The sequence below is a fragment of the Salmonella enterica subsp. diarizonae genome, from assembly GCF_008692785.1.
GTDB classification, from domain to species: Bacteria; Pseudomonadota; Gammaproteobacteria; order Enterobacterales; family Enterobacteriaceae; genus Salmonella; species Salmonella diarizonae.
In genome coordinates this window covers 293,530-310,182 of sequence record NZ_VXJV01000006.1, presented here as the reverse complement: position 1 = coordinate 310,182, position 16,653 = coordinate 293,530, and the positions used below count along the sequence as shown (strand labels likewise).

Sequence of the window (16,653 nt, the reverse complement as noted above, 5' to 3'; positions counted from 1 at the left end):
TAATAAGGAGATTTCAGATGAGTCAGGTAAGCGCTGAATTTATCCCGACCCGCATCGCTATTCTTACTGTTTCCAATCGACGCGGCGAAGACGACGATACCTCCGGTCATTATCTGCGTGATTCGGCGCAGGAGGCCGGGCATCAAGTAGTGGCAAAAGCCATCGTTAAAGAGAACCGTTACGCGATTCGCGCCCAGGTTTCCGCCTGGATTGCCAGTGATGAGGTGCAGGTCGTATTGATGACTGGCGGGACCGGTTTGACCGAAGGCGATCAGGCGCCGGAAGCGCTGTTGCCGCTGTTCGATCGTGAAGTGGAAGGATTTGGCGAAGTGTTTCGAATGCTCTCGTTTGAAGAGATCGGCACCGCAACTCTGCAGTCGCGCGCGGTAGCTGGCGTGGCGAATAACACCTTGATTTTCGCCATGCCGGGCTCCACAAAAGCGTGCAGAACCGCATGGGAGAATATCATTGCGCCGCAGTTGGATGCCCGTACGCGCCCATGTAATTTTCATCCTCATTTAAAGAAATAACGATGTCGCAATTAACCCATATAAACGCCGCAGGCGAAGCGCACATGGTGGACGTTTCCGCCAAAGCGGAAACCGTTCGTGAAGCGCGGGCGGAAGCATTCGTTACCATGCGTAGTGAGACGCTGGCGATGATTATTGATGGCAAACACCACAAGGGCGATGTTTTCGCGACCGCTCGTATTGCCGGTATTCAGGCCGCCAAACGCACCTGGGAGCTGATCCCGCTGTGCCACCCGCTACTGCTAAGTAAAGTGGAGGTTCAGCTTCAGGCCGAGCCGGAGCATCGCCGCGTGCGTATTGAGTCTCTGTGTCGCCTGACCGGTAAAACGGGCGTCGAAATGGAAGCGTTAACCGCGGCGTCCGTCGCAGCGTTAACCATCTACGACATGTGCAAAGCGGTACAAAAAGATATGGTGATTGGTCCGGTGCGTCTGCTGGCGAAAAGCGGCGGCAAATCAGGGGATTTTAAGGTGGATGCGCATGATTAAGGTGCTTTTCTTCGCCCAGGTTCGCGAGCTTACAGGAACTGACGCGCTGGATCTTCCAGCAGATTTTTCCACCGTTGAGTCGCTGCGACAGCATCTGGCGGCAAAGAGCGATCGTTGGGCGATGGCGCTGGAAGACGGCAAGCTGTTGGCGGCGGTCAACCAGACGTTGGTGAGTTTTGACCATCCGCTGACGGTGGGCGATGAAGTGGCGTTTTTCCCGCCAGTCACGGGAGGCTAACATGCGTGAAACGCGAATTATAGTCGGTCCTGCGCCGTTTAGCATCGGGGAGGAATATCCCTGGCTGGCGGCGCGCGACGAAGACGGCGCGGTCGTCACCTTTACCGGAAAAGTGCGCAATCATAACCTGGGCGATAGCGTTAAGGCGCTGACGCTGGAGCATTATCCTGGCATGACAGAGAAAGCTCTGGCGGAGATCGTCGCTGAGGCGCGCTCCCGCTGGCCGCTGGGTCGGGTAACGGTGATTCATCGCGTTGGCGAATTATGGCCGGGCGATGAGATCGTGTTTGTCGGCGTCACCAGCGCGCACCGCAGTAGCGCGTTCGACGCCGGTCAGTTCATTATGGATTATCTGAAAACCCGTGCGCCGTTCTGGAAGCGTGAAGCCACGCCGGAAGGCGATCGCTGGGTTGAAGCGCGCGACAGCGACCAGCAGTCGGCGAAACGTTGGTAGCATAATGTGATACGCTTTAGGGTATCATTTCCACACAGGAGTTTATCATGGACAGATTTCCACGATCTGATTCAATAGTGCAGGCGCGTTCTGGCCTGCAGACCTATATGGCGCAAGTGTATGGCTGGATGACGGTCGGACTGTTACTGACCGCGTTTATCGCGTGGTATGCGGCTAATACGCCAGCCGTCATGATGTTTGTCTTTTCCAGTAAGATCACCTTCTTTGGGTTAATCATTGCTCAGCTTGCGCTGGTGTTTGTTCTGTCGGGACTGGTGCATAAACTTAGCGCCGGAATGGCGACGACGCTGTTTATGCTCTATTCGGCGCTAACCGGATTGACGTTATCCAGTATTTTTATCGTTTACACCTACTCCTCTATCGCCAGCACGTTTGTGGTGACGGGGGGAATGTTTGGCGCCATGAGCCTGTACGGGTACACCACTAAACGCGATCTTAGCGGTTTCGGCAATATGCTGTTTATGGCGCTTATTGGTATCGTTCTGGCGTCGCTGGTCAATTTTTGGCTGAAGAGCGAAGCGCTGATGTGGGCGGTAACCTATATCGGGGTGGTTGTGTTTGTCGGTCTGACCGCCTACGACACGCAGAAACTGAAAAATATCGGCGAGCAAATAGATACCCGCGATAGTGCTAATCTGCGTAAGTATTCGATTCTCGGCGCGTTAACGCTGTACCTGGACTTTATCAACCTGTTCCTGATGTTACTGCGTATTTTTGGCAACCGTCGCTAAGTTTCATTGCCGGATGGCGATGCGCAGCGCCTTATCAGGCCTACGGCACTTTGTAGGCCTGAAAGCTATGCGCCATCAGGCAGTTTCGCACGATCATTTCGCCATCGCCCGTTCGTTTTTCGCCCGCAGCTTTTTCGCCCGGCTCTCCAGGACCAGATAACACACCAGCGCCAGCAACAGGGGAATAAAATAGTAAAGCACGCGGTAAGCGAGCAGGGCGGCGATAATCGTGCCTTGCGACGTATGTTCGCCCGCCAGCAACGCGAGGAATACGGCCTCCAGCACGCCGATGCCTGCCGGAATATGTACGATGACGCCCGCAATACTGCTCACCAGCAGTACGCCCAGTACAAAGAAATAGTTCACATCCTGGCCCATCAGCAGCCAGATTATGGCGCCCATCGCCATCCAGTTCGCGCTGGAGATCGCCATCTGCGCCAGCGCGAATTTCCATGACGGCAGCACCAGTTTCTGCCCTTTAATCGTCATATGCCGCCGCTTTGCAAAGGCGCAAAACCACAGATAGACCGCGATAATCAACAATAAAACGATACCGAGAATACGTAGCGTGCCTTCATCGATATACCAGTGGTCGGGAAGCTGGACAACGCCGAAGGTAAAAATGATGCCGCCAAGCAGAATATAGCCCAGCCAGTTAGTGGTAATACTGAGCGAGAAAATACGCGTGATAGTACTGCCTGGCAAGCCGAGGCGGGAGTAAAGTCGGTAACGCATTCCGATCCCGCCGACCCAGGTGCTGAGCGTCAGGTTAAAAGCGTAGCAGACGAACGATACCAGCATAACCTGCCGCTTCGCCAGTTTATGGCCGCAATAAAGCCGTCCAAGCAGGTCGTAGCAGCCGTACAGAAGATAGCTAACGATCACCAGTCCCACGGCGCTTAAAAGTGCCGTGCGGTTATAGTCGCGGATGACGGTCCAGACATCGCCCCAGTCGACCTTTTTAGCATAAACCACCAGCAGAACGACGACCGCAATAAAAAACAGCCAGGTCAGCACTTTTTTAGCCAGCCGCCAGCGCGGATGCGATTTAGCCATTAGGGCTTCACTCCTGTATTTTCTGGATCAACGCGATCCTGGGTTTCCATTTCTGGCTGGGCAGGTGGGGGAACCTGCGCCAGATGCGGGGTATGCGCAGGTAGCCAGCCGACCAGCGCCGGGAAATGGCGTAAAAAGTGGAACGCCAGCACGCTTTTGGTCAGGTTCCACCAGGTGCGTTTCGGCAGCATTGACTCATCGACCTGCTTACAATCATTCACGATGATGCCTTGTAAATTATCGCGCAGGGTCTGGTTAAAATTGCGATCGTGAATGATCAGGTTAGCTTCAAGATTAAGCGACAGGCTGAGCGGATCGAGATTACTTGACCCTACCGTGGCCCAGTGATCGTCCATCAGCGCCACTTTGCCGTGCAGCGGACGGCGACGGTATTCATAAACCTGTACGCCGCCCTTCACCAGATAGTTGTAGAGCAACCGCGCGCCGACTTTGACAATCGGCATGTCTGGCTCCCCCTGGACAATCAGTTTTACGCTCACGCCACGGCGGGCGGCTTTACGCATTGCGTGGAGCAAGCGATAGCCGGGGAAAAAATAGGCGTTAGCGATAATCACTTCACGCTTTGCCTGGGTCAGCATTTTCAGATAATGACGTTCGATATCGTCGCGATGCTCTTCGTTATCCCGCCAGACAAACAGCGCCTGCGCCTCGCCGGGCTGGCGGTTTTCTTCTGCCTGATGATGGCGTTTCCACCAGCGGCGCGCAGGGCTTTGCCCCGGCAGGTTCTCGACTTCGAATTGCAGGATATCGGCCACTACAGGCCCTTCGACCCGTACCGCGTAGTCTTGTTTCGCCTGCGGGCCGTAATCCGACATATGCTCGGCGGAATAGTTAATGCCGCCGACAAAGGCAATACGATCATCAATCACCACAATTTTGCGGTGCATTCGGCGGAAGATATTGGTTCGCAACCCCAGTAGACGCGGGCGGGGATCGTAATAGCGAAAAATAACGCCCGCTGCGGTTAACTCACCGACAAACGCGTCGCTGAGATCGGGAGAGCCGTAGCCGTCGAGTAATACTTCGGCTTTTACGCCGCGCTGTGCGGCTTTTAGCAGAGCGGCATGGAGTTTTTTGCCCACCTCATCTTCAAATAAGATAAAGGTTTCCAGAATGATTTTTTGCTGTGCCTGAGCGATAGCCGTAAACACGGCAGGATAGAACTGGTCGCCGTTTTCCAGTAGCTGAATTTGATTACCTTCACGCCAGCCGCATTTCATAGATGGATCTCCGCGCTAAGGGGGGCATGGTCTGATAAATGTCGCCAGTTCCGCAGCGGTAGCGCCGTAGGAGAACTGGCGTTAGCATTCTTGACGTAAATACGATCGAGTCGCAGCAGCGGCATACTCACCGGGAAAGTGCGCGCCGGTCGACCGTGGGCGCGGGTGAATATCTCCTCCAGCCCGGCTGCGTTTAGCGGCGGGCCGGCCTTTTGCCGCCAGTCATTAAAGTCTCCGGCCACCAGTACTGGTTCTGATTCCGGCAAGGCATTCACCCATCCCGCCAGCATGGTTAACTGCGCCTGCCGATGGCTCTCCCGCAGGCCGAGATGCACGCACATGACGTGGATAGGGTGGTTGAGCATGGGCGGCGTAATGCGGCAATAGAGCACGCCGCGTTTTTCGCTACCGTCGACCGAGACGTCGCGATTTTCATAATGTTCAATGGGATAGCGAGAAAGAACCGCATTACCGTGGTGGCCTTCTGGATAGACCGCATTGCGGCCATAGGCGAAATCGCTCCACATGGTGTCGGCCAAAAATTCATAATGGGTGGTGTCCGGCCAGTTTTCGATATGCAGCGGATGCACCTCATGCGCACCCATCACTTCTTGCAGACAGACGATATCGGCGCCGACCGTTCTGACGGCGTCGCGTAGCTCCGGCAGGATGAAGCGTTTATTAAAGGCGGTAAAACCTTTGTGCGTATTAATCGTGAGCACTTTGAATGAAAAATTTCGCGTGTGTTGAGTCATTTTCTTCCTGTCCGCGTCACTATCCTGATTGAAATAGTGTAGTCGTCGTCACAAAAAGATGCGGTCTTACGGAATTTTCCGTAAAGTTCGGTACTCTGAATAATGAGAGAAAAATGCTTCAGGAGAAAAGCCATGAAGTGGCAACAACGCGTTCGTGTCGCAACCGGCCTCGGTTGTTGGCAGATTATGTTGCATTTACTGGTAGTGGCGATGCTGGTAATAGGCTGGATGAGCGGCACATTAGTGCGCGTCGGCCTGGGATTATGCATGCTTTATGGCGTGACGGTACTGCTGATGCTGGCGTTGCAGCGTCATCATGAGCAACGCTGGCGCGATGTGGCGGATGTGCTGGAAGAGCTGACTACCACCTGGTACTTCGGCACCGCGCTGATTGTCCTCTGGCTGCTATCCCGCGTATTGCAAAATAATGTTTTACTGGCGCTGGCGGGGCTGGCTATCCTGGCCGGGCCCGCCGTGGTTTCGCTACTGGCGAAAGATAAAAAGCTACATCACTTTGCGTCTAAACATCGCATACGCCGCTGAACCTGTGGTGGCCGCTATCACCAGTAGCGGCCACAAACTTCCCCAGACAATCCCCAGACTCGCGTCCTTAAGATAAATTTGCTTAGTAATATCAGTAAAGTGGCGGATAGGGTTTATCCACGTCAAGTTTTGCAGCCAGACCGGCATATTTTCCACCGGTGAGACATAACCCGAGAGCAAAATCGCCGGCATCATAAAGACAAAGACGCCGATAAACGCCTGCTGTTGCGTGGCGCAAAGCGATGATATCAGCAAGCCAAAGCCTACCAGCGACAGCCCGTAAATCACCATCGTGAAATAAAACAGCGCTAACGAACCGGCGAAGGGGATTTGGTACGCCCAAATGCCGATAGCCAGCACGATCGTAGCCTGGAAGGTCGCGACAATCAGCGCCGGCACCGCTTTACCGACGAAAATCTGCCAGGTAGTGAGCGGAGAGACCAGCAGTTGATCCAGAGTGCCTTGTTCACGCTCGCGGGCGACGGACAGCGAAGTAACGATCATCACGCCGATAGTGGTGATCATGGCGATCAGCGAGGGCACCACAAACCACTTGTAGTCCAGATTCGGGTTATACCAGTTGCGTACCACCAGTTCGCTATTGTTGGGCTTTGGCTTGCCGTCCATCAACGCCTGCTGATACTCCTTGACGATCTGTTGCAGATAATTGGCGGCGATTTGCGCGCTGTTGGAGTTACGTCCATCAAGAATGAGTTGCATCGGCGCAGGCTGGAAGGTATCCAGATTCCGCGAGAAATCCGCCGGGAAGCGCACCAGCAGCAGCGCTTTTTGCGTATCAATAGTCGGCTGGATCTCCTGCGGACTGTTCAGCAACAGCACATGGGTAAACGCTTTCGCGCGGGCAAAGCGCTGGGTAAGTTCTACCGAATGTTTGCCGTTATCTTCGTTATAAATGGCGATGGTCGCGTTAGTGACTTCAAGCGTCGCGGCGAACGGAAACAGGATAACCTGAATCAGCACCGGCAGAATCAGGATCGCGCGCGTTTGCGGTTCGCGTAAAAGCGATTGCAGTTCTTTGCGGATTAACGTCCATAAACGATGAAACATAGTCTTGCCCTCAGTGCCGGATAGCAAATCATCAGTCCAGCCGTCGTTTGGTTTTTAGCCACGTCAGGCCAATAAACATCACCGCCGAGGCGATTAAAAACAGTACGTTAATGCCTAACACGACCGGAATATTGCCAGCCAGAAACAGACTTTGCAGGGTACTGACAAAATAGCGCGCCGGAATAATATAGGTCACCGCGCGGATCACCGCAGGCATACTGTCTATCTGAAAGATAAACCCGGACAGCATAATCGAGGGTAAAAAGGCGGCGTTCAGCGCCACCTGCGCGGCGTTAAACTGGTTACGAGTGATGGTGGAAATCAACAGCCCCATCCCCAACGTACTCAGTAAAAACAGACTGGTGATGATAAACAGAATCACCAGCGAACCGCGATACGGTACGCCGAGAATAAACACCGATACCAGCATGCAGAGCAGCATCGCCAGCATACCGAGAAAGTAATAGGGAATAAGCTTACACAGCAGCAGTTCAACACGCGTCACTTCGGTTGAGAGCAGCGCCTCCATCGTGCCACGCTCCCATTCGCGGGCAACGACCAGCGAGGTGAGGATCGCGCCAATTACCGTCATGATAATGGTCACTGCCCCGGGAATAATAAAATGTTGACTGATCGCCGCCGGGTTAAACCAGTAGCGCGTCTGAACATCGATGAGCGGTTCAAAAGTGTCGCCGCGATCTTCCGCCCGCTGTTGTTGCCAGATTTGCCAGATGCCTTCAACATAACCCTGAACGAAGTTGGCGGTGTTTGGCTCGCTGCCATCGGTAATAACCTGAATTGGCGCGCTGTCACCGGCGCGCGCCATTTGTTGCGCGAAATCCACCGGAATCACCACCAGTCCGCGAATGCGTCCGGCCTGCATTTTTTCAATTAATTCATGGCGATTATCGCTAATGGTCGCGTCGATATAGGGTGAACCGGTCATCGCATGAGTGAAATCCAGCGCCTCCTGGCTTTGCTGTTCAAGCAGAATCCCCACTCGTAGCTTGCTGGAGTCGAGGTTAATGCCGTAACCGAAAATAAACAGCAACAGCAGCGGGATCACCACCGCAATCAGCCAGCTACTGGGATCGCGAACGATCTGGCGCGTCTCTTTGACGCACAACGCACGCACGCGGCGCCAGGAGAGAGACTTACTCATGTATATGCTCCTTATCCCAGTCATTGATGAGAGTGATAAAGGCCTGCTCCATCGTCGGATCGGCCTGTTGCTCATCGGCGGCCTGCGCTTTGAGATCGTCCGGCGTACCGCTGGCGATAAGCTTTCCACGATAAACCAGTCCAATGCGATCGCAATATTCCGCCTCATCCATAAAGTGGGTCGTCACCATTACCGTGACCCCTTTTTCCACCATGCTATTAATATGCAGCCAAAATTCACGGCGGGTGAGGGGATCAACCCCGGATGTTGGTTCATCAAGGAATAAAATATCCGGTTCGTGCATCAGCGAGCAGGCCAGCGCCAGACGCTGTTTAAAGCCCAGCGGCAGCGCATCGGTGGGATGCGCCGCAATGCTTTTCAGACCAAACGCTTCGCTCATGCGCTGAATTTTTTCATTCTGCGCGCGGCCCCGCAAACCGTAGACGCCAGAGAAAAAACGCAGGTTCTGCTCGACCGTCAGGTTGCCGTAAAGCGAAAATTTTTGCGCCATATAGCCCAGATGCTGACGGGCTTTGCCGGAGCTGACTTTCAGGTCCATATCCAGCACCAGCGCCTTGCCGGACGTCGGCACCAGCAGGCCGCACATCATTTTAAAGGTGGTTGATTTACCCGCGCCGTTCGGGCCGAGCAGGCCAAAAATCTCGCCGCGTTGTACGACGAAATTAACATGGTCCGTGGCCGCGAAATCGCCAAATTTTTTCGTCAGTTCCTGCGCTTCAATCACCGTTTCGCCGGGAGTGCCTTCAACCATATGGAGGATTGAACCCAGCGGAGACTCCGCGGTTCCCGCCCCGCCAAGAAGATCGATAAACGCATCTTCGAAGCGTGGCGCGGTCTCATTGAGGGTGATTTCCGGCATCCCTTCGGCCTGACGAATATCTGCTGCAGTTGCCTCTTTTTTCAGGATCAGGCGTACCGAACGCCCCTGAATCATGCCGTCGCTCACCTGTGGTAGTCTGAGCGCTCTCTGTAGCAACTTACGGTTGTTTTCCTGTGGACTGCTCATCAGAAAGCTGCGACCGGCCATCGTTTGCGTCAGCGCTTTAGGTTCGCCCTGATAGAGCAATTCGCCTTCATTCATCAGCAGCACGTCGCGACACTGTTCGGCTTCATCCAGATAGGAGGTGCTCCATAAAATCAGCATCCCGTCGCCCGCCAGTTCGTGGACCATTTGCCACAACTCGCGCCGTGAAATCGGGTCAACGCCAACGCCCGGTTCATCCAACAGCAGCACTTTCGGTTCGCCGACCAGCGTACAGGCCAGCCCCAGTTTTTGCTTCATCCCGCCGGACAATTTTCCCGCCAGACGGCCAGTAAAAGGGCCGAGGGCGGTAAACTCCAACAAACGGGCAAAGGTTTTTTCCCGTATCTCGCCGGTAACGCTGCGCAAATCAGCATAGAGATTAAGGTTCTCCATGACGGTAAGATCTTCATACAGACCGAATTTCTGCGGCATGTAGCCCAGAACCGCGTGCAGCTCGCTGTCGTTTTGTATCGGGTCGAAGCCCAATACGGACGCGCTGCCGCCATCGGCTTTGAGCAGGCCCGCCAGCATACGCATCAGCGTGGTTTTTCCTGCGCCGTCCGGCCCTACCAGCCCGGTGACATAACCGGAATGAATGGTACAGTCGAGCGGCGCGACGGCGGGTTTATCCATTCCCGCAAAGCGCTTCGTCAGACCGTGCAGTGTAATAACGGCCTCACTCATGCCGTGCCTCGTCATTAAATTTCACCGTGACCGGCATCCCCTGGCGTAACGCATCGTCCGCATCGGTGACGATAATACGCAGGCGATAGACGAGATCGGTACGCAGATCCGGCGTTTCGACGGTTTTCGGCGTAAATTCCGCGGTCGGTGAAACGAAACCAATCTTGCCGTGGTAAGGTTTGTCAGGACGTCCGTCGGTATACAACAGAATGTCGCGCCCCGGTTGCGTCTGACTGAGGTTGCGTTCATCGACGTAGGCGCGCACCCAGACGGGGCGGGTCAGCGAGAGCGTTAATACCGTGCTGCCGGCGTTCAGCATACTGCCCGGCTCGACCGCGCGGGTGAGCAAGGTCCCGTTGGCAGGCGCGATAAGCGTGGTGTCTTGTAAATCAAGCTGCGCCTGCGCCAGTTGGGCTTTTGCCTGTTCCAGGCTGGCTTTCGCCTGGGCGATATCCTGTTCGCGATTACCGGTACGGTACTGGCTCAGTTTATCTTGTGCGGATTTCAGCGTTGCCTGCGCCTGATCGCGCGATGAGCGGGCGTTTTCCAGATCATTAGCGGAAATGGTGCGGCTTTTCCACAATCCTTGCTGACGGTTATAAAAGTTTTGCGCGTAGTCATAGGCGGCTTGCGCCTGTCTGACGGCGGCGGCGGCCTGGGCTATCTCTTCATCGCGATAGCCTGCCAGCATCAAATCGTATTGCGCCTGAGCGACCGAAACGCCAGCTTTCGCCTGCATCAGCGCGTTTTCGTATGGCGCGTGATCCAGTTCGCCGAGCACCTGTCCGGCTTTGATAGTATCGCCTTCATCAACATTCAGCGACGCCAGCCTGCCGCCGACGCGAAAGCTGATATTGACGGTACGGATATCGACATTACCGTATAGCGTCAGCCCATCGTCCTGCCGACTTTGATACCACCAGGTTCCACCAGCAACCACAGCGACGATAGCTGCGATTACCAGTCCGATAACGACAGGTTTTTTCATCAGTCCAGACTCCTTTGCGTTAAACCGTGCAGAATAAGATCGATGTGGCAGGTTACCGTCTGGTAAATCAGCTCCGCTTTTTCTTCATCAAACTGCGGCCAGCCGGTACGTAACAAAATAGTTTCTTTGCCGAGACGAAACGCCAGCACTTCGCCCAGTAAGGCATGGGTATGCAAAATCATGCGCGTATCATTGGCGTCGCAGCCGGTATAAGCGGCAACCAATCTTGTCAGATGGGTGTGCAACGGAGCGATAACTTGTTCATGAACCAGTTGATAGGCCGACGTGGGAGAGAGCTGCTCGCGTGAAATAAATTTACTCAGGTTAACGGTGTCTTCCTGCGTCAGCAGCATAATCATGTTCTTGCAGGCGAGCAGAATGAGCTCGCGTATGGCGTCCCGGTCAGGATCAGGCTGGCTAAACAGATGTTCCGCTTTTTCAGCATGGGGGCGAAATTTTTCGCCAAGAAAATCGGCAATCCACTGGGCGCAGGCGAGGTATAAATCCTCTTTTGAGCCGAAATAGTAAGTAATGGCGGCAATATTTTGCCCCGCCAGCGCGGCGATATCGCGCGTGGTGGCATGGAGGCCATACTCGCCAAACTGCGCCAGCGCGGCGGCAATTAGCTGGCTTTTCGCCTGCTCGCCCTTGGTGGTCGTGGTGGGAATATTCATCACACGCCCTAATTCTTAATCAATCGATTGATTAAGATTATGACTCATAATGGCACTTGTCCAGTGTGGTCGATTAATTTGTCTTTGCCACCTTTCGGGATAATTTATGCGCCGCATCACAAAAACTGCTACACTCCGCCCCTTCATGACATTGTGGTTTTTGTCATTCCAAATTTGAGCATCTCCCTGAAAACTACACCGGTAACGGTCGGGGCGGTCCGGAGTAGTTATGTCTTTTGATTCCCTGGGATTAAACCCTGATATCCTGCGCGCCATTGCCGAGCAGGGTTACCGTGAACCTACCCCTATTCAGCAGCAGGCGATTCCCGCCGTGCTGGAAGGCCGCGATCTGATGGCCAGCGCCCAGACCGGGACCGGTAAAACGGCGGGCTTTACCTTGCCATTGTTGCAGCATCTGATTACCCATCAGCCGCACGCTAAAGGTCGTCGCCCGGTGCGTGCGTTGATCCTCACGCCAACCCGCGAGCTGGCGGCGCAAATTGGCGAAAATGTCAGAGATTACAGTAAATATCTCAACATTCGCTCGCTGGTGGTATTTGGCGGCGTAAGCATCAATCCGCAGATGATGAAACTGCGCGGCGGGGTGGATGTGCTGGTGGCGACGCCGGGACGTCTGCTTGATCTGGAACATCAAAATGCCGTGAAGCTGGATCAGATTGAGATTCTGGTACTGGATGAAGCCGACCGTATGCTGGATATGGGCTTCATTCACGACATTCGTCGCGTGCTGGCGAAACTGCCGTCAAAACGCCAGAACCTGTTGTTCTCCGCCACTTTCTCCGATGACATCAAAGCGCTCGCCGAAAAGCTGTTGCACAACCCGCTGGAAATCGAAGTGGCGCGCCGCAACACGGCCTCAGAGCAGGTGACGCAGCACGTGCACTTTGTGGATAAAAAACGTAAGCGCGAACTGTTGTCGCAAATGATTGGCCAGGGCAACTGGCAGCAGGTGTTGGTCTTCACCCGCACCAAACATGGCGCGAACCATCTGGCGGAACAGCTTAATAAAGACGGTATTCGCAGCGCGGCGATCCACGGTAATAAATCGCAGGGCGCACGTACCCGTGCACTGGCCGATTTTAAATCCGGCGATATCCGCGTGCTGGTGGCGACGGATATTGCGGCGCGTGGTCTGGATATTGAAGAACTGCCGCACGTGGTCAACTATGAACTGCCGAACGTGCCGGAAGATTATGTACACCGTATTGGCCGTACCGGTCGCGCGGCGGCAACCGGCGAGGCGCTGTCGCTGGTCTGTGTTGACGAACATAAGCTGTTGCGTGATATCGAAAAGTTGCTGAAAAAAGAGATCCCACGCATTACGACGCCGGGCTATGAGCCGGACCCGTCGATTAAAGCGGAGCCGATTCAGAATGGTCGTCAGCAGCGCGGCGGCGGCGGTCGTGGACGCGGTCAAAGTCAGGGGGGAGCGGGGCGCAGTCAGCAGCCGCGACGTCAGGATAGCGGGGCGGCGAAGGCGAAACCAAAACCGCGCACAGGCGAGGGGAAACCCGCTGGCGACAAAGCACGTCCGCCGCGTCGCCCGCGCAGAATCACGCCTGCCCAGTAAATTTTATCCGGCAACATGCCCGGTGGCGCGACGCTTACCGGGCCTGCGTAATACGCGGCATACGCGGCATAGGCGGATAAGGCGGATAAGGCGCTTGCCGCCGCCATCCGGCAGATTAAAGCGGCGTTGCGAGCCGTATTCCAGAACCGGCAAAAAAGGTACTTCCCGCCCCTGAAATGTGACACAATAGTGGCTATTTATACAGTACTTCAGGTTTTCTCATGGCATTGACCGCTGCGCTGAAAGCGCAAATCGCCGCCTGGTATAAGGCGCTTCAGGAACAGATTCCCGACTTTATTCCCCGTGCGCCGCAGCGGCAGATGATTGCTGACGTTGCCAGAACGCTGGCCGGGGAAGAAGGGAGACATCTGGCTATTGAAGCGCCGACCGGCGTCGGGAAAACCCTTTCCTATCTTATTCCCGGTATCGCCATTGCCCGGGAAGAGCAAAAAACGCTGGTGGTCAGTACCGCTAACGTGGCGTTACAGGATCAGATCTTTAGCAAAGATTTGCCGCTGCTACGAAAAATCATCCCCGATCTGCGCTTTACCGCCGCCTTTGGCCGCGGGCGTTACGTGTGTCCGCGAAACCTGGCGGCGCTCGCCAGTAGCGAGCCTACGCAGCAGGATCTGCTCACCTTTCTTGATGACGAACTGACGCCTAACAATCAGGAAGAACAAAAGCGCTGCGCCAGGCTGAAAGGGGATCTTGACGGTTACAAATGGGATGGTCTGCGGGATCATACCGACATTGCTATTGCCGACGATCTGTGGCGGCGATTAAGTACCGATAAAGCCAGTTGTCTGAACCGCAACTGTCACTATTACCGCGAATGTCCATTCTTTGTCGCCCGACGTGAAATACAGGAAGCGGAAGTCGTGGTGGCGAATCACGCGTTGGTAATGGCGGCGATGGAAAGCGAAGCCGTACTACCGGAACCAAAGCATCTGCTGTTAGTACTGGATGAAGGTCATCATCTGCCCGATGTCGCTCGCGACGCGCTGGAGATGAGCGCGGAAATTACCGCCTCCTGGTATCGCCTGCAACTGGATCTGTTCAGCAAACTGGTGGCGACCTGCATGGAGCAATTTCGTCCTAAAACCACGCCGCCGTTAGCGAACCCTGAGCGACTTAACGCCCATTGTGAGGAGGTATACGAACTGATCGCCTCGCTCAATGCCATTCTTAATCTGTATATGCCCGTAGCGCAGGAGGCGGAGCACCGTTTTGCAATGGGCGAGTTGCCCGCTGAGGTCATGGAAATCTGCCAGCGGCTGGCGAAGCTGACCGAAACGCTGCGTGGGCTGGCGGAATCCTTTCTCAACGATCTCAGCGAAAAAACCGGGTCGCACGATATTGTGCGTTTGCATCGGGTGATTTTACAGATGAACCGGGCGCTGGGAATGTTCGAGGCGCAAAGTAAATTATGGCGGCTGGCTTCGATGGCGCAGTCTTCAGGCGCACCGGTCTCCAAATGGGCGACGCGCGAAATACGCGAAGGGCAGCTCCACGTCTGGTTCCATTGTGTGGGCATCCGCGTCAGCGATCAGCTGGAAAGGTTGTTATGGCGCAGTGTACCGCACATTATTGTCACCTCGGCGACACTGCGCTCGCTCAATAGCTTTTCGCGCCTGCAGGAAATGAGCGGCTTAAAAGAAAAAGCCGGCGACCGCTTTGTGGCGCTGGATTCGCCGTTTAATCATGTGGAGCAGGGGAAACTGGTGATTCCTCAAATGCGCTACGAACCCACCATTGATAACGAAGAGCAGCATATTGCCGAAATGGCAGCCTATTTTCGCGAGCAACTGGAGAGCAAAAAACATCATGGTATGCTGGTACTATTCGCCAGCGGGCGGGCGATGCAGCGTTTTCTGGAGCATGTCGCTGAGGTGCGCTTACTCCTCTTAGTCCAGGGTGATCAGCCGCGTTACCGGCTGGTGGAGCTGCACCGTAAACGGGTGGAGAACGGCGAACGCAGCGTGCTGGTTGGGCTTCAGTCTTTTGCCGAAGGGCTGGATCTTAAAGGCGAGCTACTGACGCAGGTCCATATCCATAAAATTGCCTTCCCGCCGATCGACAGCCCGGTCGTGATCACTGAAGGCGAATGGCTAAAAAGCCTGAATCGTTATCCGTTTGAGGTACAAAGCTTACCAAGCGCGTCTTTTAATTTAATTCAGCAGGTAGGGCGATTGATCCGTAGCCACGCCTGTCGGGGAGAAGTGGTCATTTATGATAAGCGTTTGTTGACCAAAAACTACGGACAGCGTTTACTGAATGCCTTACCTGTTTTTCCGATAGAGCAGCCTGCCGTGCCAGACGTTATAGTAAAACCAAAAGCAAAACCTGCACGCCGCCGACGGCGTTAATGCTGTGAGCACACTTTAAGGAGCTTTCAATGGATTATCGCAGGATCATCAAAGAGATCGGGCGAGGTAAAAATCACGCTCGCGATCTGGATCTGGATACCGCGCGCGGTTTGTATACCCGAATGCTGAATGGCGACGTCCCCGACCTGGAAATGGGCAGCATATTGATGGCGCTGCGTATTAAAGGCGAAGGCGGAGCCGAAATGCTGGGCTTTTATGAAGCCATGCAGAATCATACCATTAAGCTGACACCGCCCGCGGATAAGCCGCTGCCGATTGTCATTCCCAGCTATAACGGCGCGCGTAAACAGGCGAATTTAACGCCGCTGCTGGCTATCCTGCTGCATAAGTTGGGCTTTCCAGTCGTAGTACACGGCGTCAGTGAAGATCCGACCCGCGTACTGACGGAAACTCTATTTGAGCTGATGGGGATTGTACCCACCCTACACGGCGGACAAGCGCAGGCCAAACTGGACGGACACCAGCCGGTGTTTATCCCGGTGAGCGCGCTCTGTCCGCCACTGGAAAAACAGTTGGCGATGCGCTGGCGGATGGGCGTGCGCAACAGCGCGCATTCACTGGCTAAACTGGCGACGCCGTTTGCTGAGGATGCCGCGCTGCGTTTATCAAGCGTTTCTCATCCTGAATATGTACCGCGTGTGGCGACCTTCTTTAGCCGCATTGGCGGGCGGGCTTTGCTGATGCATGGCACCGAAGGTGAAGTCTATGCCAACCCGCAACGCTGTCCGCAAATCAGCCTGATTGATAGCCGCGGCGTGCAGGTACTACATGAGCGTCAGAGCGACACGCACGACGAGCCGTTTTCACTGCCTGCGAATAAAGATCCTGAAATCACCGCGCGCTGGATTGAGCGCTGCGTTGCCGGACGCGAGCCGGTGCCGCAATCATTAAAAACGCAAATGGTCTGTTGTCTGGTTGCGACGGGAGAGGCGGCGACGTTAAAAGACGGGCTTGCGCGAGTCGAACAGACTTTTAGCGAATAAAAAAACCCGTCCAG

At 54.8% G+C, this 16,653-nt stretch carries 18 protein-coding genes; 9 read left to right on the top strand and 9 right to left on the bottom strand.

Annotated elements, in window-relative coordinates:
* Positions 1–17 precede the first annotated feature (17 nt).
* From moaB to F4V72_RS14560, 5 genes are read left to right on the top strand one after another with little or no spacing between them, the layout of a single operon-like run.
* Positions 18–530 carry a molybdenum cofactor biosynthesis protein B gene (gene moaB, locus F4V72_RS14580; RefSeq protein WP_053510092.1) on the top strand — a complete coding sequence of 171 codons (513 nt, stop codon included), beginning with the start codon at positions 18–20 and terminating at the stop codon, positions 528–530.
* A gap of 2 nt (positions 531–532) precedes the next feature.
* Complete coding sequence (gene moaC, locus F4V72_RS14575) at positions 533–1,018, top strand: cyclic pyranopterin monophosphate synthase MoaC (RefSeq protein ID WP_023248171.1); 486 nt, start codon at positions 533–535, stop codon at positions 1,016–1,018.
* Entirely contained in the window at positions 1,011–1,256 is a 246-nt protein-coding gene (gene moaD, locus F4V72_RS14570; RefSeq protein ID WP_170245764.1) for a molybdopterin synthase sulfur carrier subunit, read from the top strand. Before moaC ends, moaD begins: the two co-directional genes overlap by 8 nt.
* Before the next feature lies 1 nt (position 1,257).
* Positions 1,258–1,710, top strand: a complete 453-nt coding sequence (gene moaE / locus F4V72_RS14565; protein WP_053529664.1) for a molybdopterin synthase catalytic subunit MoaE — start codon at positions 1,258–1,260, stop codon at positions 1,708–1,710.
* Positions 1,711–1,757: 47 nt separating this feature from the next.
* Complete coding sequence (locus tag F4V72_RS14560) at positions 1,758–2,462, top strand: Bax inhibitor-1/YccA family protein (protein ID WP_000373611.1); 705 nt, start codon at positions 1,758–1,760, stop codon at positions 2,460–2,462.
* A 93-nt stretch (positions 2,463–2,555) separates the two neighbouring features.
* Here F4V72_RS14560 and F4V72_RS14555 read toward each other — a convergent pair whose 3' ends face one another.
* From F4V72_RS14555 to F4V72_RS14545, 3 genes are read right to left on the bottom strand one after another with little or no spacing between them, the layout of a single operon-like run.
* Entirely contained in the window at positions 2,556–3,518 is a 963-nt protein-coding gene (locus F4V72_RS14555; RefSeq protein WP_001129825.1) for a lysylphosphatidylglycerol synthase transmembrane domain-containing protein, read from the bottom strand.
* Positions 3,518–4,759 (bottom strand): cardiolipin synthase ClsB, encoded by a 1,242-nt coding sequence (clsB, locus tag F4V72_RS14550; protein WP_053529665.1) that lies wholly within the window; start codon positions 4,757–4,759, stop codon positions 3,518–3,520. The genes F4V72_RS14555 and clsB overlap by 1 nt, the downstream gene beginning before the upstream one ends.
* Positions 4,756–5,514: an endonuclease/exonuclease/phosphatase family protein gene (locus tag F4V72_RS14545; protein WP_053510087.1), complete on the bottom strand. Its 759-nt coding sequence runs from the start codon at positions 5,512–5,514 to the stop codon at positions 4,756–4,758. The genes clsB and F4V72_RS14545 overlap by 4 nt, the downstream gene beginning before the upstream one ends.
* 132 nt (positions 5,515–5,646) lie before the next feature.
* On the opposite strand from F4V72_RS14545, the gene F4V72_RS14540 reads away from it, so the two are divergent.
* Entirely contained in the window at positions 5,647–6,057 is a 411-nt protein-coding gene (locus F4V72_RS14540; RefSeq protein ID WP_023246491.1) for a YbhQ family protein, read from the top strand.
* Here the strand turns inward: F4V72_RS14540 and F4V72_RS14535 are convergent.
* Genes F4V72_RS14535 through cecR form a run of 5 tightly spaced genes read right to left on the bottom strand, consistent with a single transcriptional unit; the run spans position 6,019 to position 11,678 of the window.
* Positions 6,019–7,125, bottom strand: a complete 1,107-nt coding sequence (locus tag F4V72_RS14535) for an ABC transporter permease (RefSeq protein ID WP_000469042.1) — start codon at positions 7,123–7,125, stop codon at positions 6,019–6,021. The two genes, F4V72_RS14540 and F4V72_RS14535, sit on opposite strands and share 39 nt — an antisense overlap.
* Positions 7,126–7,156: 31 nt before the next feature.
* A complete protein-coding gene (locus F4V72_RS14530) occupies positions 7,157–8,287 on the bottom strand; it encodes an ABC transporter permease (protein ID WP_023246492.1) in 1,131 nt (376 codons plus the stop codon).
* Positions 8,280–10,016 (bottom strand): ATP-binding cassette domain-containing protein, encoded by a 1,737-nt coding sequence (locus F4V72_RS14525; protein WP_079836655.1) that lies wholly within the window; start codon positions 10,014–10,016, stop codon positions 8,280–8,282. Before F4V72_RS14525 ends, F4V72_RS14530 begins: the two co-directional genes overlap by 8 nt.
* Positions 10,009–11,004: a secretion protein HlyD gene (hlyD, locus tag F4V72_RS14520; protein WP_053510083.1), complete on the bottom strand. Its 996-nt coding sequence runs from the start codon at positions 11,002–11,004 to the stop codon at positions 10,009–10,011. The genes F4V72_RS14525 and hlyD overlap by 8 nt, the downstream gene beginning before the upstream one ends.
* Positions 11,004–11,678 carry a transcriptional regulator CecR gene (gene cecR / locus F4V72_RS14515; RefSeq protein ID WP_053510082.1) on the bottom strand — a complete coding sequence of 225 codons (675 nt, stop codon included), beginning with the start codon at positions 11,676–11,678 and terminating at the stop codon, positions 11,004–11,006. Before cecR ends, hlyD begins: the two co-directional genes overlap by 1 nt.
* 229 nt (positions 11,679–11,907) lie before the next feature.
* On the opposite strand from cecR, the gene rhlE reads away from it, so the two are divergent.
* Positions 11,908–13,269, top strand: coding sequence for an ATP-dependent RNA helicase RhlE (gene rhlE / locus F4V72_RS14510; protein WP_070804209.1), 1,362 nt, complete (start codon positions 11,908–11,910; stop codon positions 13,267–13,269).
* A 3-nt stretch (positions 13,270–13,272) separates the two neighbouring features.
* On the opposite strand, the gene F4V72_RS24145 is transcribed toward rhlE, so the two are convergent.
* Positions 13,273–13,422: a hypothetical protein gene (locus F4V72_RS24145; protein ID WP_170245763.1), complete on the bottom strand. Its 150-nt coding sequence runs from the start codon at positions 13,420–13,422 to the stop codon at positions 13,273–13,275.
* 68 nt (positions 13,423–13,490) lie between these two features.
* Between F4V72_RS24145 and dinG the strand changes: the two genes are divergently transcribed.
* Positions 13,491–15,635 carry an ATP-dependent DNA helicase DinG gene (dinG, locus tag F4V72_RS14505; RefSeq protein WP_136058396.1) on the top strand — a complete coding sequence of 715 codons (2,145 nt, stop codon included), beginning with the start codon at positions 13,491–13,493 and terminating at the stop codon, positions 15,633–15,635.
* 29 nt (positions 15,636–15,664) lie between these two features.
* Positions 15,665–16,639: a DNA-binding protein YbiB gene (gene ybiB / locus F4V72_RS14500; RefSeq protein ID WP_136058395.1), complete on the top strand. Its 975-nt coding sequence runs from the start codon at positions 15,665–15,667 to the stop codon at positions 16,637–16,639.
* Positions 16,640–16,653 lie beyond the last annotated feature (14 nt).

Coding starts and splice junctions, on each gene's coding strand:
- moaC (WP_023248171.1), top strand. CDS start 533: ATGTCGCAATTAACCCATATAAACGCCGCAGGCGAAGCGCACATGGTG.
- cecR (WP_053510082.1), bottom strand. CDS start 11,678: ATGAATATTCCCACCACGACCACCAAGGGCGAGCAGGCGAAAAGCCAG.
- F4V72_RS14555 (WP_001129825.1), bottom strand. CDS start 3,518: ATGGCTAAATCGCATCCGCGCTGGCGGCTGGCTAAAAAAGTGCTGACC.
- ybiB (WP_136058395.1), top strand. CDS start 15,665: ATGGATTATCGCAGGATCATCAAAGAGATCGGGCGAGGTAAAAATCAC.
- F4V72_RS14535 (WP_000469042.1), bottom strand. CDS start 7,125: ATGTTTCATCGTTTATGGACGTTAATCCGCAAAGAACTGCAATCGCTT.
- F4V72_RS14525 (WP_079836655.1), bottom strand. CDS start 10,016: ATGAGTGAGGCCGTTATTACACTGCACGGTCTGACGAAGCGCTTTGCG.
- dinG (WP_136058396.1), top strand. CDS start 13,491: ATGGCATTGACCGCTGCGCTGAAAGCGCAAATCGCCGCCTGGTATAAG.
- moaE (WP_053529664.1), top strand. CDS start 1,258: ATGCGTGAAACGCGAATTATAGTCGGTCCTGCGCCGTTTAGCATCGGG.
- rhlE (WP_070804209.1), top strand. CDS start 11,908: ATGTCTTTTGATTCCCTGGGATTAAACCCTGATATCCTGCGCGCCATT.
- clsB (WP_053529665.1), bottom strand. CDS start 4,759: ATGAAATGCGGCTGGCGTGAAGGTAATCAAATTCAGCTACTGGAAAAC.
- moaD (WP_170245764.1), top strand. CDS start 1,011: ATGATTAAGGTGCTTTTCTTCGCCCAGGTTCGCGAGCTTACAGGAACT.
- F4V72_RS14545 (WP_053510087.1), bottom strand. CDS start 5,514: ATGACTCAACACACGCGAAATTTTTCATTCAAAGTGCTCACGATTAAT.
- moaB (WP_053510092.1), top strand. CDS start 18: ATGAGTCAGGTAAGCGCTGAATTTATCCCGACCCGCATCGCTATTCTT.
- F4V72_RS14540 (WP_023246491.1), top strand. CDS start 5,647: ATGAAGTGGCAACAACGCGTTCGTGTCGCAACCGGCCTCGGTTGTTGG.
- F4V72_RS14530 (WP_023246492.1), bottom strand. CDS start 8,287: ATGAGTAAGTCTCTCTCCTGGCGCCGCGTGCGTGCGTTGTGCGTCAAA.
- hlyD (WP_053510083.1), bottom strand. CDS start 11,004: ATGAAAAAACCTGTCGTTATCGGACTGGTAATCGCAGCTATCGTCGCT.
- F4V72_RS14560 (WP_000373611.1), top strand. CDS start 1,758: ATGGACAGATTTCCACGATCTGATTCAATAGTGCAGGCGCGTTCTGGC.